The 25028-nt window shown below is 43.7% G+C and carries 23 protein-coding genes; 21 read left to right on the top strand and 2 right to left on the bottom strand.

Going from position 1 to position 25028, the window contains the following annotated elements:
- Positions 1-36 precede the first annotated feature (36 nt).
- The 8 genes from MUB35_RS06615 to MUB35_RS06580 all read left to right on the top strand — a co-directional run bounded on the left by MUB35_RS06615 (position 37) and on the right by MUB35_RS06580 (position 8748).
- Positions 37-1044 carry a Gfo/Idh/MocA family protein gene (locus MUB35_RS06615; protein WP_033141093.1) on the top strand — a complete coding sequence of 336 codons (1008 nt, stop codon included), beginning with the start codon at positions 37-39 and terminating at the stop codon, positions 1042-1044.
- Between the two features lie 21 nt (positions 1045-1065).
- Positions 1066-2004, top strand: coding sequence for a sugar phosphate isomerase/epimerase family protein (locus MUB35_RS06610; protein ID WP_033141094.1), 939 nt, complete (start codon positions 1066-1068; stop codon positions 2002-2004).
- Between the two features lie 283 nt (positions 2005-2287).
- The gene (locus MUB35_RS06605; protein ID WP_033141095.1) at positions 2288-2713 is read left to right on the top strand and encodes an EamA family transporter; all 426 of its coding nucleotides are present in this window, start codon (positions 2288-2290) and stop codon (positions 2711-2713) included.
- Positions 2714-3085: 372 nt separating this feature from the next.
- A complete protein-coding gene (locus MUB35_RS06600; protein WP_033141096.1) occupies positions 3086-4102 on the top strand; it encodes a Gfo/Idh/MocA family protein in 1017 nt (338 codons plus the stop codon).
- 106 nt (positions 4103-4208) lie between these two features.
- On the top strand, positions 4209-5129 hold the full coding sequence (locus tag MUB35_RS06595) for a sugar phosphate isomerase/epimerase family protein (protein WP_033141097.1): 921 nt from the start codon (positions 4209-4211) through the stop codon (positions 5127-5129).
- A 26-nt stretch (positions 5130-5155) separates the two neighbouring features.
- The gene (locus MUB35_RS06590) at positions 5156-6097 is read left to right on the top strand and encodes a sugar phosphate isomerase/epimerase family protein (protein ID WP_033141098.1); all 942 of its coding nucleotides are present in this window, start codon (positions 5156-5158) and stop codon (positions 6095-6097) included.
- 16 nt (positions 6098-6113) lie between these two features.
- Positions 6114-7526: an MFS transporter gene (locus MUB35_RS06585; RefSeq protein ID WP_052099411.1), complete on the top strand. Its 1413-nt coding sequence runs from the start codon at positions 6114-6116 to the stop codon at positions 7524-7526.
- A gap of 196 nt (positions 7527-7722) precedes the next feature.
- On the top strand, positions 7723-8748 hold the full coding sequence (locus MUB35_RS06580; RefSeq protein WP_054352093.1) for a LacI family DNA-binding transcriptional regulator: 1026 nt from the start codon (positions 7723-7725) through the stop codon (positions 8746-8748).
- A 146-nt stretch (positions 8749-8894) separates the two neighbouring features.
- Here MUB35_RS06580 and MUB35_RS06575 read toward each other — a convergent pair whose 3' ends face one another.
- Positions 8895-11111 (bottom strand): alpha-L-rhamnosidase, encoded by a 2217-nt coding sequence (locus MUB35_RS06575; RefSeq protein ID WP_244805940.1) that lies wholly within the window; start codon positions 11109-11111, stop codon positions 8895-8897.
- A 104-nt stretch (positions 11112-11215) separates the two neighbouring features.
- Here MUB35_RS06575 and MUB35_RS06570 point away from each other — a divergent pair, with 104 nt between their 5' ends.
- From MUB35_RS06570 to MUB35_RS06545, 6 genes are all read left to right on the top strand, one after another.
- On the top strand, positions 11216-12085 hold the full coding sequence (locus MUB35_RS06570) for a helix-turn-helix domain-containing protein (protein WP_033141105.1): 870 nt from the start codon (positions 11216-11218) through the stop codon (positions 12083-12085).
- Between the two features lie 325 nt (positions 12086-12410).
- The gene (gene pssD / locus MUB35_RS06565; protein ID WP_033141106.1) at positions 12411-12875 is read left to right on the top strand and encodes a PssD/Cps14F family polysaccharide biosynthesis glycosyltransferase; all 465 of its coding nucleotides are present in this window, start codon (positions 12411-12413) and stop codon (positions 12873-12875) included.
- Positions 12872-13348: a PssE/Cps14G family polysaccharide biosynthesis glycosyltransferase gene (pssE, locus tag MUB35_RS06560; RefSeq protein WP_103733254.1), complete on the top strand. Its 477-nt coding sequence runs from the start codon at positions 12872-12874 to the stop codon at positions 13346-13348. Before pssD ends, pssE begins: the two co-directional genes overlap by 4 nt.
- A 38-nt stretch (positions 13349-13386) precedes the next feature.
- Positions 13387-14784 carry a sugar transferase gene (locus MUB35_RS06555; RefSeq protein ID WP_244805939.1) on the top strand — a complete coding sequence of 466 codons (1398 nt, stop codon included), beginning with the start codon at positions 13387-13389 and terminating at the stop codon, positions 14782-14784.
- 28 nt (positions 14785-14812) lie between these two features.
- Positions 14813-16060, top strand: a complete 1248-nt coding sequence (locus tag MUB35_RS06550; RefSeq protein WP_244805938.1) for a hypothetical protein — start codon at positions 14813-14815, stop codon at positions 16058-16060.
- A 23-nt stretch (positions 16061-16083) separates the two neighbouring features.
- Positions 16084-17616, top strand: a complete 1533-nt coding sequence (locus tag MUB35_RS06545; protein WP_244805937.1) for a lipopolysaccharide biosynthesis protein — start codon at positions 16084-16086, stop codon at positions 17614-17616.
- A 40-nt stretch (positions 17617-17656) separates the two neighbouring features.
- Here the strand turns inward: MUB35_RS06545 and MUB35_RS06540 are convergent, their stop codons facing one another.
- Positions 17657-17923 carry a PqqD family peptide modification chaperone gene (locus MUB35_RS06540; protein WP_033139340.1) on the bottom strand — a complete coding sequence of 89 codons (267 nt, stop codon included), beginning with the start codon at positions 17921-17923 and terminating at the stop codon, positions 17657-17659.
- A gap of 200 nt (positions 17924-18123) precedes the next feature.
- Between MUB35_RS06540 and MUB35_RS06535 the strand changes: the two genes are divergently transcribed.
- The 7 genes from MUB35_RS06535 to MUB35_RS06505 all read left to right on the top strand — a co-directional run bounded on the left by MUB35_RS06535 (position 18124) and on the right by MUB35_RS06505 (position 25020).
- Positions 18124-20052, top strand: coding sequence for an asparagine synthase-related protein (locus MUB35_RS06535; RefSeq protein WP_244805936.1), 1929 nt, complete (start codon positions 18124-18126; stop codon positions 20050-20052).
- A gap of 47 nt (positions 20053-20099) precedes the next feature.
- Complete coding sequence (locus MUB35_RS06530; protein ID WP_156120797.1) at positions 20100-20270, top strand: hypothetical protein; 171 nt, start codon at positions 20100-20102, stop codon at positions 20268-20270.
- A 153-nt stretch (positions 20271-20423) separates the two neighbouring features.
- Entirely contained in the window at positions 20424-20594 is a 171-nt protein-coding gene (locus tag MUB35_RS06525; RefSeq protein WP_156120798.1) for a hypothetical protein, read from the top strand.
- Between the two features lie 96 nt (positions 20595-20690).
- Positions 20691-21656: a hypothetical protein gene (locus MUB35_RS06520; protein WP_244805935.1), complete on the top strand. Its 966-nt coding sequence runs from the start codon at positions 20691-20693 to the stop codon at positions 21654-21656.
- Positions 21657-21701: 45 nt separating this feature from the next.
- Positions 21702-23090: a polysaccharide biosynthesis tyrosine autokinase gene (locus MUB35_RS30645; RefSeq protein WP_033139343.1), complete on the top strand. Its 1389-nt coding sequence runs from the start codon at positions 21702-21704 to the stop codon at positions 23088-23090.
- A 19-nt stretch (positions 23091-23109) separates the two neighbouring features.
- Complete coding sequence (locus tag MUB35_RS06510; RefSeq protein ID WP_033139429.1) at positions 23110-24087, top strand: glycosyltransferase family 2 protein; 978 nt, start codon at positions 23110-23112, stop codon at positions 24085-24087.
- 3 nt (positions 24088-24090) lie between these two features.
- Positions 24091-25020 carry a glycosyltransferase gene (locus MUB35_RS06505; protein WP_033139344.1) on the top strand — a complete coding sequence of 310 codons (930 nt, stop codon included), beginning with the start codon at positions 24091-24093 and terminating at the stop codon, positions 25018-25020.
- Positions 25021-25028 lie beyond the last annotated feature (8 nt).

The following is a 25028-nucleotide window of genomic DNA, read 5'->3' as shown; positions in this document are numbered from 1 at the left end:
AAATTCAATCAATCAAAGATAAAGGAGAATAAAAAAATGGAAGAATTGAGAATTGGATTAGTAGGAACAGGTGCGATCGGACGCTCACACATTGAGCGGATCAACACCAGACTCCAGGGAGCGAAGGTTGTGGCATGTGCAGATGTGAATATGGACTTCTGCAGATCTGTAGCTGAGAAATACGGCATTCAGGCATATGACAGCGGAGAGGAAATGATCGCATCTGATGCAGTGGACGCGGTGATCGTCACCACGCTTGACCCCTTCCATGAGCAGTATGTGACGGCGGCCATCAAAGCAGGTAAATACGTGTTCTGTGAAAAGCCGCTGGCACCGGAGGCGGATGCCTGCAGACGTATTGTGGAAGCGGAGATGGCAGGTAAAAAACAATTGGTGCAGGTTGGTTTCATGCGCCGCTATGACCCGGGATACCGCCAGTTAAAAGCGCTGATCGACTCCGGAAAATACGGTCTGCCTCTGATGCTGCACTGTGCACACAGGAACTACGACGCACCGGGATTCACCACATCCATGCCGGTGGAGAACTCCATGATCCATGAGATAGATGTGCTTCGCTGGCTGCTGGGAGAGAATTATAAAACAGCAGAGGTAGTATTTCCAAAGACAACACGCAACGCGGAGGGAGAACTGCGCGACCCGCAGATCATGTATCTGACCACGGAATCAGGGGTTCGCATTGACGTGGAATCTTTTGTAAACTGCCGGTACGGATATGATATCAAGTGTGAGGTTGTCTGCGAGGAGGGTTCCCTGAACCTGCCTGAGCCGGCCAACACTATGGTGAGAAGCAATGATTCCCGCATCACACCTATCTGTCATGACTGGTCAGAGCGTTTTATCGACGCGTACAATATTGAATTCCAGGAATGGATCAATGCATGCCGGGAAGGAAGAGTTGACGGTCCAAGCGCCTGGGACGGTTATGTGGGACAGGTGACAGCGAAGGCAGCTTCCAAAGCCCGCGACACACAGACCGTGGTGAACATTGAATACGAAGAAATGCCGGAATTTTATAAAAAGTAATCTAAGACGGAGGAAATGAACATGAAACTTTCTATTTGCACAGATGTATTTGCAGAACTGAGTTACACGGAAATGTTGGATAAGGTAAAATCCCTGGGGATTGATGCGGTGGAGATGACAGCCGGAGGGTGGGGAGCCAGGACACACTGTCCCACAAAAGAACTGCTGGAGGATGACAATAAACTTGCTGCCTATAAAGCGGAATTGGAAAAACGCGGAATGGAGATTGCAGCGCTGAACACCTCCTGCAACCAGCTCTGGCCCTGTGAACTGGGAAGGGAATATTCTGATTCCATGTATGACTGTGTTGTGCTTGCCAGTAAACTGGGCGTAAAGAAAATTGTCTGCATGTCAGGACTTCCTGCAGGCAGCGAACACGATACTACACCGAACTGGATCACCTCCAGCGTCACAATGACAGCTTATATGCAGCCCACGGTGGAGTACCAGTGGAAAACAACCATTGCCTGGTGGAAGGAATTTACCGTACATTGTAAAAAATACGGTATCGAGCAGGTAGCCATAGAGGAATTCCCCTGTCAGATGGTGTACAATCCAGAAACACTCTGGACACTGAGAAATGCAGTGGATCCTATTATCGGAATCAACCTGGACCCATCCCATCTGATCGCCCTGGGGGCAGACCCCATTGCCTCTGCCAGGGCACTGAAAGGGGCAATCTACCATCTGCACGGCAAGGATGCCAGAATTGAGAGAGGACTTGCCGAGATCAACGGACTGCCTGAGTGGAAAGCTGTCACAGAGGTGGCAGACCGTACCTGGAATTATGTGGCAGTGGGATGCGGAAAAGACCTGCAGTGGTGGAAGGAATTCTTCTCTGTATGCCGCATGATGGGATATGACGGATACGTTTCCCTGGAAATGGAAGACCTGACTATGAGCACCGAGGCAGGCGTTCTCACATCCATTGATGCATTGAAACAGACCATCAGTCTGTAAAACACATAGGATGGGCACGAAGAAAACAGAATCAGGTTCTTGTGGTTTGCCTGAGAAGAAAAGATTGAGAGAAAAACATTTGACGGATAAGAGAATTTGACGTAAAATAAAAATTGGGTGGACACCTACCGCAAACTAAGGTCATTAGTTTGCGGTTTTTTTATTTGAAAAAGCCTGATATTTACAGTGAAGGTCTGCATATACCGCCTGTTATATACAGTATATTGCCGGCCTTTGGTACGGTACATGATAGTGTTCAGGAATCAGAGAGGAGGAGAGAAGTATGTGGAATTACATCTGGCCGATTCTTTTGGTGATCGGCTCCAACACGGTCTATAACATCTGCGCCAAATCAACACCTGCAGAGGCAAATTCATTTGTATCACTTTCTATCACATATCTGGTAGGTGCGCTTTTGTCCATAGGCATGTTTTTTCTGACGTCAGCCGGAAAGGATTATTTTGTTGAGTTAAAAAAACTGAACTGGGCATCTGTTGTCCTGGGGGCATCTGTCGTTGCGCTGGAATTTGGGTATATTGCAATATACAGGGCCGGATGGAAAGTCAGCGTTGGTTCTTTGGTCGCAAATATCGGCCTCGCAGTTATTTTGATATTGGTTGGTGTGATTTTTTACAAAGAACTGATAAGTATAAAACAAATCTGCGGAATCATGCTGTGTCTGGGCGGCCTGCTGCTGCTCAATACATAAACGTGCATGCCTTGCAAAAAGGCGTGCACGTGCCGCCTTGCTGTATATTTGGCCTCAATTCGATGAGCACAGCCCGCTGCTCTTCCTGTATTCGGAAGCAAATCTCCTGAAAACTATTATTGTTAAAATTATACAAAAATGAAATATGATATTAAGTAAAAATGTCAATGGACACAAAAGAAATAAAGTTGTATTATTAACTCATCAAAGAGAGCACGAGCTCGCAAGCGAGCAAAACAAGAGATAATGAGCAATATAACAAAAGAAAATTTACCTGCGGTGAAAGCCGCACTCTTTTTTACAAAAGTACGAGCACGAGCTCTTAACAACAAAAAACAATGTTCTCAGGAATGAAGAAAAGGAGATAAGATTATGGCTGGTAAAGATTTAAGAATTGGTGTTGTAGGAACAGGAGCAATCGGAAGAACACACATTGAGAGAATTAACAACAAACTGCAGGGTGCAAAAGTAGTTGCATGTGCAGATGTAAATGTGGATTTTGGAAAATCCGTAGCTGAAAAGTATGACTGCAAATTCTATGCAGACGGAGAAGAGATGATTGCATCGGACGATATTGATGCAGTGATCGTCACCACCATTGACCCATATCATGAGCAGTATGTAATGGCAGCGATCAAAGCAGGAAAATATGTATTCTGTGAAAAACCTCTGGCACCTGAGGCAGAAGCCTGCAAGAGAATCGTGGAGGCAGAGGTTGCAGGCGGAAAACAGCTTGTACAGGTCGGCTTCATGAGAAGATACGATACCGGATACCGTCAGTTAAAGGCAGCGATTGAGAACCGCACCTACGGAGAACCCCTGATGCTGCACTGCGCACATAGAAATCCGGCTGTGGATGAGAGTTATGACACACCTATGGCAGTAGAAAACTCCATGATCCATGAAATCGACGTTCTCCGCTGGCTGCTGAACGAAGATTACGCAACCGCAGAGGTGGTATTTGCCAAGAACACCCGCAGAACCCATGCAAACCTTATGGACCCGCAGATCATGATCCTGACAACAAAATCAGGTGTCCGCATCGATGTGGAGGCTTTTGTCAACACAGGTCACTGCTATGATATTAAATGTGAGGTTGTATGCGAGGATGCCATCCTGAATCTGCCGGAGCCTTCCAATATTGAAGTATGTGCCAATGCCACAAGAGGCCATGCAATCCACAGTGACTGGTCCACCAGATTCGTGGATGCCTACAACACGGAAATCCAGGAATGGATCGATGCCACAAAGGAAGGAAGAGTAGACGGCCCTACAGCTTGGGACGGATATGTAGGACAGGTAACTGCAAAAGCAGCTTCCAAAGCACGTGATGAGAAAAAAGTAGTGGAAATAACCTTCGACGAAATGCCTGAATTCTATAAAAAATAAAAAGTCCGCCAGGGAGAATTTGGGAAGACAATTGCGGAAAAGAAATCTCATTTATTTTTACCTGGAAGAGAGCACGAACTCTTAAATCCATAGGAGGATACAGAATATGAAAATAGCATTTGATGTAGATGTACTGGCAAAGCAGATGGACATCAACCGCATGGTCCATCAGGTAGCTGACTGGGGATACAAATACATTGAGCAGTCCCCACACCCGAGGATCAATCCCTTTTACAAACACCCGTTATTCTCGAAAGAATGCGAGCAGGAATACAGACAGGCATTAAAAGAGACCGGTGTAGAAATTTCATCCTTTATTGTTGTATACCGCTGGTCAGGCCCTACTGAGGAGCAGAGACAGTTCGCGGTTGCCAACTGGAAACGTATGATCGAGATTGCAGTGGACATGGGCGTCCAGGTCATCAACACAGAGTTGTCGGGAGACCCTAATCAGCAGGAAATCTGTAATGGCATGTGGTTCAAGTCCATGGAGGAGCTTCTTCCTATCATAGAGAGAGAAGGCATCCGTGTGGAAATCCAGTCCCACCCTTATGATTTTTGTGAGCTGAATAACGAAACCTGTGATCTGGTAAAATCCTTCCGTTCCAAAAATCTGGGATATGTATATTCTTCCCCTCACGGCTTCTTCTATGACGAGGGCAAAGGGGATGTGCGTTCCATGTTGAGATACGCAGGCGACGAGCTGACTCATGTATTGTTCGCGGATACCTTTAACCAGACCCTGGACTGCCGCTATATTGCCAATCCCCCGTGGCTGAACGGACGTGGAAAAGCGGATGTGACCATTCATCAGCATCTGGCAATGGGTGAGGGAGACGTGGATTTTGACGGTATTTTTGAGACCCTTCGTGACATGGATTTTGCAAATAAACAGCTGCAGGAAAATGCCCCGAAAGTGGGCGGTGACAATATTGCCTGTGTTTCCATGTTTGGTTTCCCGGAGAAAATGGATAAACAGGCACCGGAAGCCAGAGAACGAATCGAAAGAGAACTTTTAGGCAGATAAAAATAGGAAAGAGAGAGGAAAAAATCATGAAATTATCACTTTGTACAGATGTTTTAGGCGATTTGTCTTTTACGGAGATGTTGGATAAGGTAAAATCATTAGGTATAGATGCAGTGGAAATGACAGCAGGAGGCTGGGGCGGCTGCAAACACGTTCCAACACAGGAGCTCCTGGCAGATGAGAACAAATTAAAATCCTATAAGGCTGAGATCGAGAAAAGGGGCATGGAAATCGCGGCTCTCAACTGCTCCGGAAATCCTCTGTGTCCGGGTGAGATGGGAGAACTTCACACTAAGACGATTTACGATACAGCAGTGCTGGCAGGAAAACTGGGTGTGAAGAAACTTGTCATGATGTCAGGACTCCCGGCAGGCGGACCTGAGGACAAAACTCCTAACTGGATCACGTCAACTGTTTCATGGCCGGATTATATGGTGGAAACCGTAAGATACCAGTGGGAGGATGTGGCAATCCCCTGGTGGAAAAAATTCGTGGCTCACTGCAAGGAAAACGGTGTGGAACAGATTGCCATTGAAGAGTTCCCCTGCCAGCTTGTCTATAACCCGGAGACTCTCTGGAAGCTGAGAAATGCAGTAGACCCCATGATCGGAATGAATCTGGACCCGTCCCACCTGATGGTTATGGGAGCAGATCCCATCGCAGCAGCAAGAGCTTTAAAAGGCGCACTGTATCACATTCACGGCAAAGATGCCCGCATTGAGAGAGGTCTGTGCGATGTGAACGGGCTTCCTGAATCAAAACCGGTAACAGACTGTGAGAACAGAACATGGAACTATGTGGCAGTGGGATGCGGAAAAGACCTGCAGTGGTGGAAAGAATTCTTCTCAGTATGTCACATGATGGGATATGATGGATATGTTTCTCTGGAAATGGAAGACCTGACTATGAGTGTGGAAGCAGGCCTGAACACCTCCATCGACGCCCTGAATCAGACAATAAGCAAATAAGGAAAGAGGTGCCCGGATGAATCTCAACGGATTTAACAAACTGGTACAGAAAGACAGGGTAACAGGATTTGAAAAATTTGCATATGGCTGCGGTGAAATCTCCACAAACATCGTATTTACCATAGCGACAAGTCTCCTCGTCATGTTCTATACAGACGTGGCCCATGTATCTGCAGCCGTAATCGGCATGATCATTGCTATTTCCCAGGTATTCAACGGAGTATCGGACATAGCAGCCGGATTTATTATAGACAGGACACGTTCCAAATACGGACGTGCCCGTGTGTGGATGCTGCGCATGTCCGTTCCATATGCCATCGCAGCAGTGCTTCTGATAACCGTGCCTCAAATCGGGGCAATGGCGCAGGCTATCTACATTTTTATTACATACAACCTGATGCTGACAGTTGTTTACACACTGTTTCAGCTGCCCTTTGCCACGACCATGACTTATATGACACGTGACCAGAATGAGAGGGCAAAAATCAATATTATCCGTATGGCAATGAGCCCCATCGGAAATATTCTTGTAACTCTTCTCTTCACAAGAATTCTGGACATGATGCCCGGCGGCGGCATGGATTCTCAGAAGAACTGGATCATCCTGACGGCAATCTATGCAGTCGGCGCTGCAGCCCTGATGCTGTTCTGCTTTGCAACAGTCCGTGAGAGAGTCGTGGTAAAAGATGAGATGGGCGGCGAACAGATTCCTCTGAAAAAGGCCCTGCCTGCTCTGTTTAAGAATAAATACTTCATTATGTTGTTCCTGTTCTTTGTATTCTTTGCCATGTACCAGACCTTTGCGGGAACCATGGCTACCTATTACTGCAAATGGATCGTGGGTGATACAAAGATCATCGGAAATGTAAACACAGCCTGTTTCGGTATCACCATAGTTGCAACTCTGCTTTTAGGCAAGGTTATGCACCTGACAAGCAAGAGAAACTGGTGTATCGTAGGCGCGCTCTTTATCATCGCCGGTTCTCTGGTTCTGCTGGTCAACCCTACCAGCATTGCGGTTGTAACCTTCGGCGGCCTGCTTAGGGGAATCGGAATGACGCCTATTCTGGGCATGATCTTTACCATGATCGCAGATGCCATAGAATACGGACAGTGGAAGACCGGGCTGCGCACAGCCGGTGCCATACAATCAGCAGCCACATCCGGTCAGAAGTTCGGCCAGGGTATCGGCTCCGCACTGATTGGCTTCATTATGGAGGCAAACCAGTACAATGGTGACCTTGGAACACAGTCCGCGCAGGCCCTGCATACCATTTCCAACCTGTTCATTTACGGTGTGACGATTCTGGGTGTGATCATGATCATCCTGCTGTTGTTCTATCACCTGGATAAGGAATATCCGACGATCATGAAAGAGCTTCTGGAAAGAGAGGCGCAGATTGATTTAAAGAAAAAGGCTGAGAATTAAAGACAGAATCAAAATAAAGTTAAAATGGCATGTCTCAGATAACACGTCCGGGGCATGCCATTTTTCTCTTTTCATCTTCCGGATAATGCGCTATACTTAGTCTAAGAGTACGTTCTCTCTCAAAGCGTGTTTGAAAACCCATCACGGCAGTCAGCACGCTTTCAGAACCGGACAGACAGGAAAGAGGTTGATAAATATGGGAGTAACCATTAAACAGATAGCGGAAATGGCGGGTGTGCACCGGTCTACTGTCGACAAAGTGCTTCATAAGAGACCGGGCGTGAGTGATGATGTGCGTAAAAAGGTACAGAAGATCATAGATGAAAATAATTATGAGGCGAATCCGATCGGAAAAGCCCTTAAGATGCAGAACAGAGAGCTGCGTATTGCAGTGCTGCTCCTGAAGGTGGATGCGCTTCCCTATATCAGAGAGGGAATCGAGGAGAAGCTGAAAGAGTACAGTTCCTTTCAGGTGCATCTGGAGTTTCAGATCATTGCCTATTCCGATGTACAGAAGCAGGCGGATCTATTGGACCGGTATCGTGAGGAAAAGGTGGACGGCATCATTTTAAGTCCCATCAACGCACACGAGATCGTCGAAGCAATTGACCGCTGCACAGAGGAAAAGATTCCTGTGGTCACAGTCAATTCAGATATCAAGGGCAGCAGGCGTTTCTGCTTTATCGGACAGGACGGTTATAAGGCGGGAAAAGTGGCAGCCAGATTTATGGGCGAGTTCCTGGGCGGAAAAGGCAGAACCGTGGTCATAACCAGTGACGGGGATGAGCATCAGTCCTTCCCCTTCGGCACACGTGAGGGCGGGTTCCGCACGGTCATCACAGAGGCATATCCCAAGATAGAGATGCTTCCCAGTGTGACCACAAAAGAGGATCCGGCTATCATGCGGCGGGAGATGCAGAGAATCCTGCGGGAGGAAAAGGACATAGACGGCATACTGATCACCTGCGGATGTGTCCAGGCAGCAGGCGAGGAGCTGAAAGCCAGCGGCAGAAATAATGTGCGCCTCATCTGCTACGAGGATTATCCGGAAATTCTGGAGCTTATGAAAGAAGATATTGTGACCATGACACTGGGCAGCGGCCTTAGTGAGCAGGGAAAAAGAAGTATAGAGGTTCTGCTGGACAAACTGATCTACGACAGAAATCCTTACCGGAAACATTTGTATTCGGAGATTCATGTGATGGTGAAGGAGAGTCTGTAAAGTATCAATCCCCATGTGAAAAAGGCTGTGAATTTGGATTACAGATTCACAGCCTTAACTTTGTAATAAGAACATGCTGAAAAATATGCAGTTTTATGTTATTTGCAGGTCCCGGCATTGTAATTAAAGTTTAGTGTCATTAAAGGTCAGATTGTCTCTGTCTTACTGTAGAACAGATAAGTTCCTTTTGTTACCTGCTGTTCTTTTCCATCAATAACCACAACAGCATCCACCGGCGTAGTGATTTCATACCGCCATACATTTCCTGCCTTTTTCCATCCGGAATAGATTTTTCCGTGGCGTGTATCCAGAGTTACGGATAACCAGTCAAGTCTTTCATCAGGGACGGGTGCTATCTTTACCTTCTCATAACCCGGAAATTCAGGAATTCTCCGGATTCCCCCGGCTACACTGTAGATCCAGTCAGCCACGGAACCGTAGGCATAATGATTGAAGGAATTCATATCCGCACTCCAGAAGTTTCCGTCAGGCATGATCCCATCCCAATGTTCCCAGATTGTTGTTGCGCCTTTTGTGACCGGATACAGCCAGGAGGGGTATTCTTTTCTAAGCAGCAGGCTGTAGGCAAGTTCTGAATAGCCGTAATCACTCAGTACATGCAGGATATAGGGCGTACCGACGAAACCGGTCTGAAGCTTTACACCGCATTCTTTTATCATAGACGCAAGCTGATCAGCGGCAGCCCGGCAGTCTTCTGCAAGGTGGAAATGGGCAGCCAGAATACATTCCGTCTGTGTCTTGTACTCTGGATAGGCTGTCCGGAACGCAGCCACGATCTTAGTATACAGTTCTTCATACTCTGCCACATCTTCACCAAGCACTTTTCCGGCTTCGATCACCAGTGAAGTGGAATAGGCATAGAAAGCGGAAGCGATGAAATCCTCCCGCGTAGAGCCCTTATAGCTTCCGGATGGAGCGTCGAGACCCAGCCAGTCTCCGTAATGCGTTCCCCCTGTCCACAGATATTCTGTCTCTGTGTGAGTCGAAATATAGGAGATCCACTTCTTCATGAGGGTGAACTGAGAGGATAATAATTCCTTATTACCGTATGCAAGGTAGAGTTCCCATGGACAGATCGCTGCCGCGTCACCCCAGGCGGAACTTGCCGGTTCCTCAGAGAGCAGGTCGGGAATCACGTGGCCGACTCTTCCGTCCGGGCCCTGGTCTGCCATCATATCTGCAAGCCATTTGGTGTAGAATTTTTCCGCATCATAATTCATGCAGGCTGTGCGGATGAATACCTGTGCATCCCCGGTCCATCCAAGCCGCTCATCTCTCTGGGGGCAGTCTGTGGGCACATCCACAAAATTACCTTTCTGTCCCCAGATGACGTTGTCGAAGAGCTGGTTCAGCAAGGGATTAGAGCAGTTGAAATACCCGGTCCGACACATAGCGGAGTGTATCACTACTGCTGTGAAATTTTCCGGTTTTGCAGCAGATGTACCGCCCGGGAACTGATCGATCCGTATATACCGGAAGCCGAAGAAGGTAAGTTTTGGCTTGTAGGACTGTTGTCCGTCACGGCAGATATACAGGTATTGGGCTTTGGCTGTTCTGTAGTTTTCCGTATAAAAACAGCCTTCTTTATCCAGAACCTCGGCATGGGAGAGTTCAACCGTTTCCCCGGCTTTGGCAGTAAGATTGATTTCTACATAACCGGTGATATCCTGGCCGAAGTCAGCCACGATCTCTCCTTTCGGTGTGGTAAAGATACGGATAGGAGCCAGTCTTTCCTGTTCCCGGATCTCTTCACCCTGCTGGGGAATCAGGGTGTGTGTCGGGCCTTCAAATGCACATACAGGTTTGGCAGAACCGTAATCCCGGCTGCCGCTGCCTGCAGAAGAGCTGCCGCACTCCATTGAGGCGTCATAGATCTCCCCGTCGTAGATTTCCGAAAAGCGGACAGGGCTTTCCGTAAATGTCCAGGTCTCATCCGTTACTGTGTATTCCACAGAACCGTCCTCATAGGTGATCTCCAGTTGGGCGAGAAGTCCTGCAGGGCTTTTTTTCAATTCCTCCTGGACGGAGGATTTACTCCAGCCGGGCATAGGACTGCGGTACCAGCCTTTTCCCACGGTCACGGAAATATGATTATCTTTTTCCAGCAGATTTGTAATGTCATAAGCCTGATACTGAAGACGTTTTTCATAAGAAGTCCAGCCAGGGGCCAGGACAAATTCTCCCACGCGGCTTCCGTTCAATACCGCTTCGTATGTACCAAGGGCGGTTATAAAAAGTCTGGCAGTCTTTACCGGTTTTTCCAGAAAAAAATATTTTTGGAAAAGGGGGCAGACATCCCCTGTGTCCGTCTGTGGTTTGATCCATTTTGCATACCATTCCATTGAAGAAGTACCTCCGTTTTTCTTTTCTTGACTTTCATGATATCAGAGAATAAAATGGAAAGAAACACCTGTATTTTACTAAAATAGGGGGTGAATTTGTCTTTATGGATAAGTCGGTTACCATACATATCAGGGAAGTGTCAAAAGAGGAACAGGAGCGGCTGGTCATGATGCCATACCAGCAGATGGATATGGAAAGCCATAACCATGATTTTTTTGAGCTGGTTTATGTGATGAAGGGGACAGCTGTGCATACTCTGAATAAGGAGGAAGGGGTTCTGACAGAGGGCGATTATTTTATCATGGATTACGGCAGTGTACACAGTTACGCGAAAAGTGAAGATTTTACACTGGTCAACTGTATTTTCCTGCCTGAGGTCATAGATGAAACCATGACGGGGTGCCGTTCTCTGGATGAACTTCTTCATGGGTGTCTGATCCGATATTATGCATCCATATCCGGGGAGACTCCGGTAGACCGTATCTTTCATGATGAGGATGGCCGAATCAAACAATTGATCATGGGAATGCTGGAGGAATACCGGGAGAAAAAAGAAGGATATGCGGAGGTGTTCAGATGCAGGCTGATCGAGCTGTTGATCCTGACTCTTAGAAAAGGCATTCATGAGAAACCCAGGCATCCAAAACACAGAGCAGTTTTGGAAGTGATTCAGTACGTTGACAGAAATTATCAAAATTATGTTAACCTGGGAATGTTCTGCCGGCAATATCATTATACATTGTCTTATATCAGCAGAATATTCCGGCAGGATACAGGGCTGTCTTTTCGGGAGTATCTGCAGAAGGTCAGAATAGAGAAGAGCTGTCAATTGCTGGCGGGCAGTGATATGCGGATTGGGGAGATCGCCCGGGCAGTGGGATATGAGGATAAAAAGTTTTTTAACAGCATTTTCAGAAAAATTGTAAAAATGACGCCCAGGGAGTACAGAAGTCTTTCGGCAGTGAAAGGATAACTGCCTGTCTGCCCAATCTGTTTTTAATGTTTTTGCTGAAGAAACCCTTAAAAAGCTTACAAATTTGAAAGCTAACAAAACTGTAAGCATATAAAATTATATAAAATTGCAGCGATTTATGGAAAAGCCGCTGCAATTTTTATTTTGCTAAAAACAGTGATTTTAAGAGAAAAACAGACAATTTATGATACGAAAAATTGTATTTTATTTAGGAAAATTGCAAAAAAATTGAGAAAAGTTGTTTAATGGGGTAATGCATATTGTAATGCAAAATAATGTAGAATCTCAAAACGACCGGATATTATTGAGTGGGAGAGGGAAAATCATGAGAAAATGGAAAATTGCGTTTATTGCATCCTCAGGGGGGCATCTGGAAGAAATATCAAAATTAAAGACAATTGAACAGCAAAATGACTGCTTTTTAATAACGGAAAAAAGTGACTTTGAATTAAAAAACTTTTGCAGCAGAAAATATATGACTTCCCAAACCAACAGAAAACAGCTCACCTTTCTGCCGAAATTTTTCTGGTTGTTTATAAAAGCAATTTATATACTTTTGATGGAAAAGCCGGATTTCATTATAACAACCGGAGCTTTGATCGCATATCCCTTTTGCGTAATAGGGAAACTGATGAGCACTAAAATAATATATGTGGAGTCTTTTGCAAGGGTCCAGACCCCCTCTTTGACAGGGAAACTCTTGTATAGCTTTACGGATTTGTTTATTGTCCAATGGGAAGATATGCTGAAATTATATCCGAAGGCCATGCTCGGAGGTGGGATATTTTGATTTTAGTTACATTGGGCACCCAGCAGTTCCAGATGAACCGGCTTGTAGAGGCGGTTGATAAGATCGCTCCTCAATTAGAGGAAGAAGTATTCATACAGACAGGTTCTTCTGCTTATGTACCGGTAAACTGCCGTTATGCAGATTTTGTTGACAGCGAAAAGTTTAATGGGATGATAGAGGAATGTTCCATTTTGATCACGCATTCAGGAGTAGGCTCCATTATGTCGGGTCTGTTAAAAGGAAAGCCGGTGATTGTTGTCCCACGGTTAGAAAAGTATCATGAACATGTGGATGATCATCAGCAGCAGATTGCAGAAGCATTTGCAGGCAAGGACTGTGTTTTATACTGCAGGGACCTGGACAGACTGCAGGAATATATAGAAGAAGCAAAAAACCATAAGTTTGCCCCTTATATAATTCAGGGTGGAAAAATTGAAGATATTATTCTTGATTACCTTAAAATTTTTGAATAGCGGGCAATTAAAAATAATGTTATAAGAGAGAAACTTGAATGAATAGAAAAAATAGCGGAGCAGAGACAAATGTACTGCAGATTTGTCTTGATATTGCGGTATTGGCAGGGGCCTTTGCAGTGGAATATTTTATTTTTTTTAACAAGATAAGTAAGACGGAGGCGCTATATTGCCTGACAATGGTAGAAGCGTTTGCAGTGATCTACATTCTGTCCAACAAGGAAGCACGTATTTATAATGTTACCTTGTTTTTTTATCTGGACAGGTTTTACCGGATCATAACAAAATCCTGGGGTCTGGCTGCCGTTACAACAGCCATGGTTTTGTTTGTCTTTAATCCGGGAAAGAATATCAGAAGATTCTATTTTGTTTTTCTGATGATTTCTTATTTTCTTCTGAGTATAAATATCATTTTCAGCAGACTGCTGCAGTTTGTAAAATGCAGCGCTCAGGCACCGCGTGCAGCTTTTGTAGGAGTCTTTGATGAATATAAGAAATTCACTTATTTTCTCAATAAGACCAGTATCAGGCTGAACGAAATAGGGTATATTCTGAGGGCCGGAGAAGAAGCAAACGGGATGTATAATGTTCTGGGATATTTAGAATCAATGGAGGAAATTATACGGACCCATGAAATTGACCAGATTTACTTTATTCAAAGGAATCATGAGAGTATATCTGAGATACAGCAGTATATTGATATATGTATGGAGATGGGAGTGACGGTCAAAGTAGTGATCGACTCTTCTGCACGGCGAAGGCTCAGCAGTTATGTCAGCTCGGTAGGCACCTATCCTGTAGTCACCTACCATACCATCACACTTAACAATTATGAACAGTTTTTGAAAAGAGTCATGGATATTGTAGTCAGTATATTGGGGATCATAGCAGCCTGTCCTGTTCTGCTTGTCACTGCGGCAGCCATAAAGCTGGATTCACCGGGGCCTGTTATTTTTAAACAGGTACGCGTCGGGAAAAATGGCCGTCACTTTCATATGTATAAATTCCGCAGTATGTACACCGATGCGGAGGAGAAAAAAAGAGATTTATTGGAACAAAATGAGATGACAGGCGGAGTTATGTTTAAGATCAAGGATGATCCCAGAATAACAAGAGTGGGAAAATTCATCAGAAAAACCAGTATAGACGAACTTCCTCAGTTGTTCAATGTTTTACAGGGAAGAATGAGCCTTGTGGGGACAAGACCGCCTACACTTGATGAAGTGGGAAAATACCGAAGGAGCCAGTGGCGGAGAATCAGTATTAAACCGGGGATCACAGGAATGTGGCAGGTAAGCGGGAGAAATGATATAACGGATTTTGAACAGGTAGTAGAACTGGATTTGAAATATATCGACAACTGGTCCCTGTTATTGGATCTTAAAATATTGTTTTGCACCGTACATGTTTTATTTGAAAGAAAAGGTGCATATTGAACAGGAAAATAATAGGAGACGGCGTGAGATGAAAAATAGAATCATATTGGATTCACCGCTGATAGAGGGAAACCGTATTACATACAGCTATCATGCAGAGGGAGAATGGCAGAAGGTATTTCGGCCGGAACAACCGTTTTTTGTGGAATATTCTGCTGACATTTCAGAGATACCGGAGAGTATAGCAGTGATTCCGTTTTTATGTAACACACTGCCGATTTCCTGGGTCTGGAATGCGGAAATACAGGTCCCTTCCTGTGACTGGGATTTTTATCATTGTATAGAGGCAGTTAAGCAGGGATATAAGGATATGTATCCTTCGGTCAGGTTTGCCGGAACCTTCACTGCATACAACATTATAAAAAATGAAAATCCAAGGAATAAGGGCGCAGCCGCATTCTTCAGCGGAGGAGTGGATGCTTTTCATACACTGGTGGAGCATCTGGAAGAGAAACCGGTTCTGTTAACCGTATGGGGAGCAGACATAAAGTTTGAGGATGAAACAGGATGGCAGAAAGTGTTTCATCACCTGGAGAAAACAGCAGAGGAATTTCAGCTTGATTATGTGACTATTAAATCAAGCTTCAGGCTGTTTTTAAATGATGATGAATTAAATAAAAAAGTTGTGGAAAGTGGTGATGGCTGGTGGCATGGGTTTCAGCATGGAATTGGGATCATAGGCCATGCTGCACCTATTACCTGCCTGATGGGAAAATCCACAGTATATTTTGCATCTTCTTTTACAAGTAAGGAAAAAGGAATCATTACCTGTGCTTCGGATCCCACGATTGATAACCATCTGCGTTTTTGCCAAGTTAAGGTTGTTCATGATGGATATGAGTTTGACCGTCAGGATAAGGTACATAATATTACTTCTTTTTCCGGGAAAACAGGGATTGCCATTCCTCTGAGAGTATGCTGGCAGTCAGACGGCGGCGAAAATTGCTGTGAATGTGAGAAGTGCTGGAGAACGATTCTGGAGATTACCGCAGAAGGCGCGGACGCCAAAGAATATGGGTTTCCTTATACAAAAAAGCAGCTGAGACAATTTCCGAAAATCTATTATGACAAAAGAAATATTCCGCCCTATCGAAGAGACAGCGTTTACAAAAGGGCACAGGATACCATGAGACAAAAGATTGAAGTTACAGTACTGCCAAAAGAGCTGCAGTGGTTTTATAAGATGGATATAAAAAAATTAGGTTACCATCCAATCTATCAATTCCTGTCCGGATGTAAACGAAAAATAAAAACCATCATAAATATTAATAAGTAAAGGATGGATCGCGGAAGGTAAGAATGGGAACAAACAAAAAAACAATGATCAATGTTATCTGCAGCCTTATGGTTTTGGCTGCAAATGTGATAATCAATTTTTGGCTGTCTCCCTATATCGTAAAAAATATAGGAGTGGAGGCTAACGGATTTATAACACTGGCAAATAATTTTGTGACATATGCACAATTAGTGGCAGCGGCTCTGAACAGTATGGCAGCCCGCTTTATCTCTATTTCATATGTGCAGAAAGATTATAAAAAAGCAAATCTCTATTATAATTCAGTCTTTTGGGGGAATTTGATCATTACTGTGCTTTTTTTGATACCCGCAGTGTTTACGATTGCCAGACTGGAAGTCATGATCCGGATTCCTGAAAATATTATATTTGATGTTAAAGTGTTATTCAGCTTTGTGTTTTTTAACTTTTTGCTTACAACAGGGGTTCCGAACTGGGAATGCGGAACTTATATTGCCAACAGGCTGGACCGTTCCTATATTCCGCAGATGGGGACAGCGTTGTTCCGCTGCCTGTTTCTTTTCTTGATATTCACTGTCATGGCCCCAAAGGTTTATTATGTGGGCATGGCTTCTTCCGCGGTGACGGTGCTTCTGCTGCTGTTTAACTGGTATAATACGCACAAATTGACACCGGAGTTAAAAGTTTTTCTGCGTCCGAAGGAGATGATCTGTTCCAAAGATGCAATCCGGAAACTTGTTGGCTCAGGAATCTGGAATACAATTTCTAATGTGGGAAATATACTTTTGAGTGGTTTGGACCTGATTATCTGTAATTTATTTCTAGGAGCAGCAGCTATGGGGATATTGTCTTTATCGAAAATACTGCCGAATTACATGCAGCAGTTATCGGCGGCTATTCGTGGTGCATTTGCCCCGGAGCTTACCATTAACTATGCAAAGGGCGATAAGACGGCAATCTTTCGTGACATGAACCGGGCCATGAAGCTGACTTCCATTGTCATGACCATACCCATTGCAGTCATAGTTGTTTTAGGGGACAAGTTCTTTCAATTATGGGTTCCTTCTCAGGATGCGGAATTATTGCAGATATTGTCAGTGCTGTCTATTTTAGGATACATGTTCACCAGTGGAATTCAGATACTTTACAATGTTTTTACAACAGTGAACAGAGTAAAAGAGAATGCGGCTGCCATGTTGATAAGCGGATGTATATCCTGTCTGATCACTCTTATATTCGTAAAATTTACGGATTTTGGTATTTATGCAGTGGCAGGGGTGAGTACGGTATGTAATTTGGCCAGAAATATGGTATTTACACTGCCGGCTGCATCAAAATATCTGGGTTTTAAGTGGAACAGATTTTATTCTCAGGTGGCTATGACAGTAGGGTCATCAGGAATTTTGATTTTCGTTGGTTTTTTAGTTAAGAGAATCCTTCCTGACGGCTCATGGCCAGGATTGATTTTTTCAGCGGTTGTTTTAGGCGGTATTGGTCTGCTTATAAACATTGCTGTTATTTTGGAAAAAGATGACCGGCAGTATTTGCTTGAATGGATCAGGAGTAAAATCTCCTGAAGCGGATGGCTGCCGGACATAGAGATAAGATCTATGGTGATCAATAAATGAAATCCAGTTCTTTCATTTTTTGAAGAAATTTTATAACAGCAGAAGTGCATTCCTCTTCTGAGACTTCATAATCTTCCATAAGTCTCTTAATAATGTCCCCCACCGTAATTTCCGTCTGTATTAAATTCCAGATATCATTACCGGCACCTTTGATCATAAAATACTTTCCGGAATCAAAGTCTACCATGACTTTTTCACCGGATAAATCTGTTACATTCAATTTTTTCTTCAGTTGTATTATGGTATATTTATCCATTGTTTACCTCCATGTAAATGAATTTATTATAAAATTATTGTACCTTATTTTAAGAAAAGCGGCAAGGAATTAATTAGATAAAATAATAAAAAACAATAAAATTAGTGATAACATTACGAAAAACATTAAATTATCAATTAATTTTTGCAAAGTAATGTTATTTGCTGCTGCCGGAAACGTTTTCAAAAGAGGAGGATCTTATGTCTGCAATATGTGGCGCTGTCAGTCTGAATGGTAAGAAGATCGGAGCAAAAGAGTGCAGTATCCTGAAAAGCGCATTTTCCGACTGTGTGATTGACCGGTGGGAAGAGATAAAAGAAGACGATATCTATATGGGGTGCGGAATACAGTATTTTACCAAAGAAGCTGTAAGTGAGCAGTTACCCATAAAAGCGCAGGAATTTTTTTTCGACGCGGACGTTATCCTGGATAACCGCAAAGCATTATTAAAGCGCCTTCATTTTGAAGAGCAGGATGCTGTGACAGATGGCAGACTGTTATACCTGATGCTTCAAAAATATGGGGAAAGCTGTCAAAATGATCTGCTGGGAGCATATGCTGCTGTCTGGTATGACAGGAGAAAAAAAGAAGTCACGGTTCTGGCAGATGCCGTTGGCTACAGGTATGTGTATTACCTGATCCGCGACGATGTGTTTTATTATTCTTCTCTGATGAGACCTTTGGAGGAGCTGTGCGGTGAGCTGAAAATAAATGAACGGTGGGTGGCAGATTACATAGGGCAGGATAATCTGAACGCATTTACAGAGGCGGAAGAGACACCGGTTTTGGGGATTTACCGTACGGCTCCGGCCGGATTCCTGAAAATTACGCAGAAAGATATTAAGAAACGCTGTTACTGGCAGCCTTATCAGAAAAAGAAAAAAACAGTGTATAAAAGTGATAAGGAGTATAAAAAGCATTTTCTGGATCTGTACAGAGAATGTACAGCCTGTCTTCTGCGTTCTCCGGGGGAAACAGCCGTTTTATTAAGCGGAGGTTATGATTCCACTTCGGTTGCCTGTCTGGCAGCAAAGGAACTGGAAAAGTGCGGAAAAAAGCTTTATTCCTTCACCTCTGTACCTTTTCACGGGTATGAACCGGACTTGGGGAAGGGCTATATCACGGACGAGACAGAACTTGTTCAAAAAACAGCAGATGTGGTGGAGAATCTGGAATGTACCTTTATGAACATGCCGGAAATGAACTGCTGGTATGACAGAAAAAAATATATGAGGATTTCGGAGATACCCTATAAGTCGCCTCAAAATATGCTTTGGATTTATGAGGGGATGAGACAGGCATACAAGAAAAATGCAAGGATTATGCTGGGCGGTATGTTTGGCAACGGAACGGTTTCTTTTGATAATGCGATGGTATATCTGGCCTGGCTTTTCAGGAGGGGAAGATGGATAACCCTGTACAGGGAAGTCTGCGGAATCAATAAAAAACTGCATTTTACGAAAAAAAGCGTTCTGCAGACAGCTGTGAAGGATTCTTTTCACAAAAAAGTGAAAAAGGCAGACAGAGAAGCCCTGTTCGGGAAATCTTTTGTCAGAAGGGACTATCTGAAAAAAAACGGCTCGGACAAAAGGCTGCTGCGGCTGGATAAAAAAATCCAGAAATGCTCCTATTCCCATAAGGCCTATCAGCAGGCATTCCTCACAGCAGATACTCTGCGTCATTACGGAGAGTATATGCAGAAAAATTCTCTGTTTACAGGAGTGATCATGCGGGACCCTACCAGGGATAAGAGGATGATCGAATTTGTGACCTCCCTGCCGTACGGACAGTTTACCCATAATGGTGTCAGGCGCCGTCTGATCGCTGAATATATGAGGGATATTGTGCCGGCTCATATTCTGAAAGAAAAGGGCATGGGAAGGCAGAGCGCAGATTTAAAACAACGCCTGCTTCCCTTCAGCAGTCAGATCGAAGAAGAGTGGAAGGAAAACTACAAAAAATTCTCCGGCAGCACCTGTATTGACTGCAAAAAGGCACTGACAGGATTGGAGGAAAAGGGGATAAAGGATATGACGGATTTTGAGATTGTGCGCCATATTTTTACTAATATATTATTGGAATATCTCGAAGCGAAAAAGTCTTACAATGTTGATAGAAGAGTTGATTAGTGATTTTAAACAGGATAATATAGGTAACACAAAAGGAGGTGACAAGTATGAGAAAAACATGGATAATACCAGATGTAGATGTTCTGGACGTAAAGGAAACAGCCTTTGGCGTAATGAATCCAAACAACCCTGATTCAGAAAAAACTGCAGTGACAGATGATCAGGGAAACATTTTAGGATGGAAACAGGAATTCGGTGAGGCTGCTGCATCTCTTTAATTTCAGTATAATGTATTTTAGTAAAAGAATGACTGCTGGACTACAGGGGGTCATTCTTTTTTAAAAAAGTAAATCTAACAATATTGATAGAAAACTTGAATCATATCTGTAATGAGCATATGATGTAACATATAAAAGGAGGAGGTTATCGCTATGAAAGAATCATGGGTTAGGCCAGATATGGAAGTGTTGGATGTAAAAGAAACAGCTTTTGGTCCCCAAAATCCCAAAATGCCAGATAGTGATAAAACTGCTGTAATAGGACCGAATGGGGAAGTGATTGGGTGGGAGCAGTCATATGGAGAAAATAATACATCAGCTTGAGTGTATGTGAATAAAAATGAAAAAATGACTGGTGAGTGCACATCAGTCATTTTGTATTATACGACAGAAAATCAGAGATAAAGTGAAGAATATACGATGGCAAAATATAAAATATATGGTTTGAATGTTTATTCAGAAATAGAACTGCCTTCCACGTTTCAGCTTTCCGATGACAGTGAGACAGAGGCAGAGATCGTAAGGGCTGACCTGACAGAAGAGTATGGTAAGGCAGAGGCATACAAGGAAACGCAGGTGCAGGTATCTGTGGACAAAGAGGGAAAGCAGGCATGGATGATGCAGAAGCTTGCCAGAGAGTGCAGTCTCTTATATGTCTTTTCGGTGGGCTTGTTCAGAATAACCCGGGGCAGGAAAATTGAATATCATAAGACAGCAGAACTTGATATATATCAGTTGGAACAGTGGATTCTCAATATGTGTATGACCATACTCCTGATGCAGAGAGAAAAAATCGTCCTTCACGGAAGCGGGCTGGAATATAAAAACAAACTTCTGATCATCAGCGGGGAGAGCGGAAGTGGAAAATCCACGCTGACAGATGCGCTTTTACAGCATGGCTTTTCATTTGTTTCTGATGATGCAGTTGTTATGGAGGAAGAAAACGGAGTTATATACGGAATCGGCGCGTATCCACTGAGGCGTCTCTGTGGGGACGTGGTTAAGAAGCAGGGTATCAGCAAAGCGCAGCTGATACGGATTCCGGACGGCGGCAGGGAAAAGTATGGATTGTGCATGAAAGACTCCTGTATGGAAGAACGGGTTTTGGCTCATGTTCTGGTGATCCTGCAGGCAGGAACGGTTTCTGAGGTTTGTGCAGAAGAGATCATGGGGGGAGAAAAACTGAATCTGGTAACAGAAAGTCTCTATAAGAAAACTTCTTATAAGAGAATGGGGTTTACGCCTGAAATGATGACGGAATGTCTGCAGGCTGCAAAGCAGCTAAGAATATTCAGAATGGTGAGACCGACAGAAGGAATGACAACAGATCGGCAGAGAGAACTTATCGTCAGGATTATGGAAGATTTGAACGGAAAGCCGGATTGAGACATAAAAAAGAATGATCAAACGATCACACTGAGGAGGGTAAAAGTGTTCAAGATAATACTGACAAATTTCAATTTGGAAAAAATATTCTGGATCATGAAGTCCAGGATTAAATATATGATTCTGGCAGCTTTACTGCTGGCTGCGGGAGGAGGGATTTTGGCAGCATGGAAGCAAAATACCACTTATATGGCGAAAATTTCCTTTTATGTATACAGCAGTCCGGATTATGTAACAGATACTGGAGTGAATATAAGCAGTAATGAGATGACTCAGGCTAAAGGGCTTCTGGACAGTTATATGCAGATCATCGGAAGCAACCGCTTTTTAAAGGCTGTTATGGAAGAGACAGGTCTGAAGGAATATAGTATCGGAAGGCTGAGAGGAGAGATTGGTGCTACCGCTGTAGAGAATACGGCGGTATTTCATGTAAGCGTTTATGACAGCAGCCCTGAGAATGCCATGAATATAGCAAACACCATAGGAAAGCTGGCACCGGATGAAATTATCAGCGTAGTAAAATCAGGAGGAATTGAAGTCCTTGATGAAGCGGAGCTTCCTACTGTCCCATATGCCTCAACCAGTGTGGTAAAATATGCACTTCTGGGCGGAGCGGCAGGATTTTTTCTGGCAGCCGTATGTTTTCTGATAAAAGGGATGCTGAATACTACCATCAGAAGGCTTTATGAAATTGAAAATCTCTTTACAATTCCAATTCTCGGAACGGTTCCTCAGATTTTATCTGAAAAAGAAGGCGAAAAAGCAGATGTATATTTAAACGAAAAGAGCTCCTTTCATTTAAAGGAAGCTTACAGCAATATCCGGGCAAACCTGTTGTTTACAAGGCGGGGTGAAAAATGTCCGGTATATGCAGTCACAAGTGCAGATGTCAATGAAGGGAAAACATTGAACGCATTTAATGTGGCAAAATCCTATTCCAATCTTGGAAAAAAAGTTCTGCTCATAGACGCGGATATGAGAAAAAGTGTTATGGGACAAATTCTAAAGGTAAATACAGAAACCGGATTGAGCCAGTATCTGGCCGGCATTGTGGAACGGCTGGAAATTGTTTCTGTTGATGCCAATATGGATCTGATCCTTGCCGGCAGTATTCCCCCAAACCCCGCAGAATTACTTGCAGGTGATCAATGGTATCAGCTTCTGCAGGAGTGTAAGAAAAAGTATGATGTAATATTTATAGATACACCGCCTATCGGAATTGTATCGGATGCCTTGTCTATGGCGAAAGCAGCTACAGCTTTTATACTGATCGTGCGGGAAATGATGACAAAATTCGACCGTGAAGAAAAAGTGGTGCGGAAACTGGAAGCCCTGGATGCCAACATAGGCGGTTTTATTTATAACGGAATTTCGGCCAAATCACCGGATTATGAATACAGGCATTACAACAACGAATATGAAAAAAAGAAATAATGGAGACAGAGAAAAGATTATGGCAAAGGTAAGTGTGATCCTGCCTGTATATAATACGGAAAAATATCTGCCGCGATGCCTGGATGCGTTAGTAAACCAGACTTTGGAGGACTTGGAAATCATAGCGGTAGATGATGGCTCTACAGACCATTCCCCGGCAGTTCTCAAAAAATATGCCGGTATATACGGGGATAAAATCCGTATCATCACAAAAGAAAACGAAGGTCAGGCAGCAGCCAGGAATATGGGCATCAGAGCCAGCAGAGGAAAATATATTGGATTTGCAGATTCGGATGACTGTGTAGATGTATCCATGTTTGAGAAAATGTATCTTCTGGCCGAGGAAAGAAAATGCCATATGGTGGAATGCCATTATCATTATATACAGGAGACAGAAAAGGGAAATAAAGAACTGCACACCCGGGGAAATATCCGTCAGCACGCAAACAGGAGGGATATGTTTATAGATCCTCAGGTATCACCCTGGAACAAGTTATATTTAAGAGAAATACTTCTGCGCCCGGGACTTGATTTCCCGGAAGGACTTATTTACGAAGATACATCTTTTTACATCAAAACGATTCCTTATGTGTTGAAATCTGCCTATTTGGATGAACGTCTGGTCTATTATTTTCTTCGGAATACATCTACCATGAATGTAAATAAAAATAAAAAAGTTGCAGATATTTTTTGTGTATTGCAGGATATCCTGGATTTTTACAGAAGATATGGTTTTTATGAGCAGTTTGAAAAGGAACTGGAGTATTTCTGCACGAAAATATTATTCTGCAGTTCTCTGAGCAGGATCGGCAGGGTGAAGGATGCCGCGCTTGAAAAGGAACTGCTGGACAGAACCTTTTGCTTTGTTTCTGAAAAATTTCCGGAATATAAAAAGAATCCTTATTTCACAGGAAAGACAGGTTGGTATATAAAACATATAAACCGCAGAAACAGCAAATACATAGGAAAAATTTTAGGACATGTGATGAAAGGATAACAAATGAAGGTATCAGTTGCAATGGCAGCCTTTAACGGTGAAAAATTTATAGAAGAACAGCTTGCATCTATTCTGTCTCAGACCAGACCTGTAGATGAAGTCATTATCTGTGATGACCGGTCTTCTGACAGGACAGCAGAACTGGCAGAAGATTTTATTGCCAGAAAGCACCTGCAGGATACCTGGAGGGTGGAGGTGAATACGCAGAATGTGGGATATGCGTCAAATTTTATAGGCGCTGTGCGAAAGACTTCAGGAGATGTGGTTTTCTTTTGCGATCAGGACGACATCTGGCTTCCGGAACGGGTTGCCGAGATGGTGCACATTTTAGAAAAGAACCAGGAGATTCAGCTTCTCTGTTCAGAATTTGAGATCTTTTTGGATTCACCGGATGCCCTTTCTCCACAGAAATGGGAGTTGAAACAGTTTAAAAATGACAAATCCCTGGAGAAGGTTTCTTTTACACCAAAGTCTGTGTTTATTGGCTGCCAGGGATGTACAATGTGTATGCGCAGAACCTTTCTGCAGATCATAGAACCCTACTGGCATAAGGGATGGGCTCATGATGAGTATGTATGGAAGCTGGCTCTTTGCATGGACGGTCTGTATATATATCATGCCAGCACATTAAAAAGACGGATCCACGATGCCAATGTTTCTCTGGGTAAAATGAGAGAAATCACAAAGCGTCTGCAATTTTTAAATGAATATCTGGTCGGCAGTCAGGCAGCACTGAGATTTGCGGAAAATATGGGACTGGAGAAAAAGAAGATCCGTATTCTGAAAAAAAATATCTATGCATCCAGGCTTAGAATTGAACTTCTTCAAAACAGAAAGTACTGGAATATCATACCTTTGACATTGAGATATTCTGCTTGCTACCACAAAAGACGTGCCATACCAGTGGAACTGTATATGGCGCTGAAAGGCTGAAAATGGGT

This window comes from Blautia sp. NSJ-175, from assembly GCF_022867815.1.
Lineage (GTDB): Bacteria > Bacillota > Clostridia > Lachnospirales > Lachnospiraceae > Blautia > Blautia celeris.
This window is presented reverse-complemented; position numbering and strand designations above follow the sequence as displayed.

Coding starts and splice junctions, on each gene's coding strand:
- MUB35_RS06615 (WP_033141093.1), top strand. CDS start 37: ATGGAAGAATTGAGAATTGGATTAGTAGGAACAGGTGCGATCGGACGC.
- MUB35_RS06610 (WP_033141094.1), top strand. CDS start 1,066: ATGAAACTTTCTATTTGCACAGATGTATTTGCAGAACTGAGTTACACG.
- MUB35_RS06605 (WP_033141095.1), top strand. CDS start 2,288: ATGTGGAATTACATCTGGCCGATTCTTTTGGTGATCGGCTCCAACACG.
- MUB35_RS06600 (WP_033141096.1), top strand. CDS start 3,086: ATGGCTGGTAAAGATTTAAGAATTGGTGTTGTAGGAACAGGAGCAATC.
- MUB35_RS06595 (WP_033141097.1), top strand. CDS start 4,209: ATGAAAATAGCATTTGATGTAGATGTACTGGCAAAGCAGATGGACATC.
- MUB35_RS06590 (WP_033141098.1), top strand. CDS start 5,156: ATGAAATTATCACTTTGTACAGATGTTTTAGGCGATTTGTCTTTTACG.
- MUB35_RS06585 (WP_052099411.1), top strand. CDS start 6,114: ATGAATCTCAACGGATTTAACAAACTGGTACAGAAAGACAGGGTAACA.
- MUB35_RS06580 (WP_054352093.1), top strand. CDS start 7,723: ATGGGAGTAACCATTAAACAGATAGCGGAAATGGCGGGTGTGCACCGG.
- MUB35_RS06575 (WP_244805940.1), bottom strand. CDS start 11,111: ATGGAATGGTATGCAAAATGGATCAAACCACAGACGGACACAGGGGAT.
- MUB35_RS06570 (WP_033141105.1), top strand. CDS start 11,216: ATGGATAAGTCGGTTACCATACATATCAGGGAAGTGTCAAAAGAGGAA.
- pssD (WP_033141106.1), top strand. CDS start 12,411: ATGAGAAAATGGAAAATTGCGTTTATTGCATCCTCAGGGGGGCATCTG.
- MUB35_RS06555 (WP_244805939.1), top strand. CDS start 13,387: ATGAATAGAAAAAATAGCGGAGCAGAGACAAATGTACTGCAGATTTGT.
- MUB35_RS06550 (WP_244805938.1), top strand. CDS start 14,813: ATGAAAAATAGAATCATATTGGATTCACCGCTGATAGAGGGAAACCGT.
- MUB35_RS06545 (WP_244805937.1), top strand. CDS start 16,084: ATGGGAACAAACAAAAAAACAATGATCAATGTTATCTGCAGCCTTATG.
- MUB35_RS06540 (WP_033139340.1), bottom strand. CDS start 17,923: ATGGATAAATATACCATAATACAACTGAAGAAAAAATTGAATGTAACA.
- MUB35_RS06535 (WP_244805936.1), top strand. CDS start 18,124: ATGTCTGCAATATGTGGCGCTGTCAGTCTGAATGGTAAGAAGATCGGA.
- MUB35_RS06530 (WP_156120797.1), top strand. CDS start 20,100: ATGAGAAAAACATGGATAATACCAGATGTAGATGTTCTGGACGTAAAG.
- MUB35_RS06525 (WP_156120798.1), top strand. CDS start 20,424: ATGAAAGAATCATGGGTTAGGCCAGATATGGAAGTGTTGGATGTAAAA.
- MUB35_RS06520 (WP_244805935.1), top strand. CDS start 20,691: ATGGCAAAATATAAAATATATGGTTTGAATGTTTATTCAGAAATAGAA.
- MUB35_RS06510 (WP_033139429.1), top strand. CDS start 23,110: ATGGCAAAGGTAAGTGTGATCCTGCCTGTATATAATACGGAAAAATAT.
- MUB35_RS06505 (WP_033139344.1), top strand. CDS start 24,091: ATGAAGGTATCAGTTGCAATGGCAGCCTTTAACGGTGAAAAATTTATA.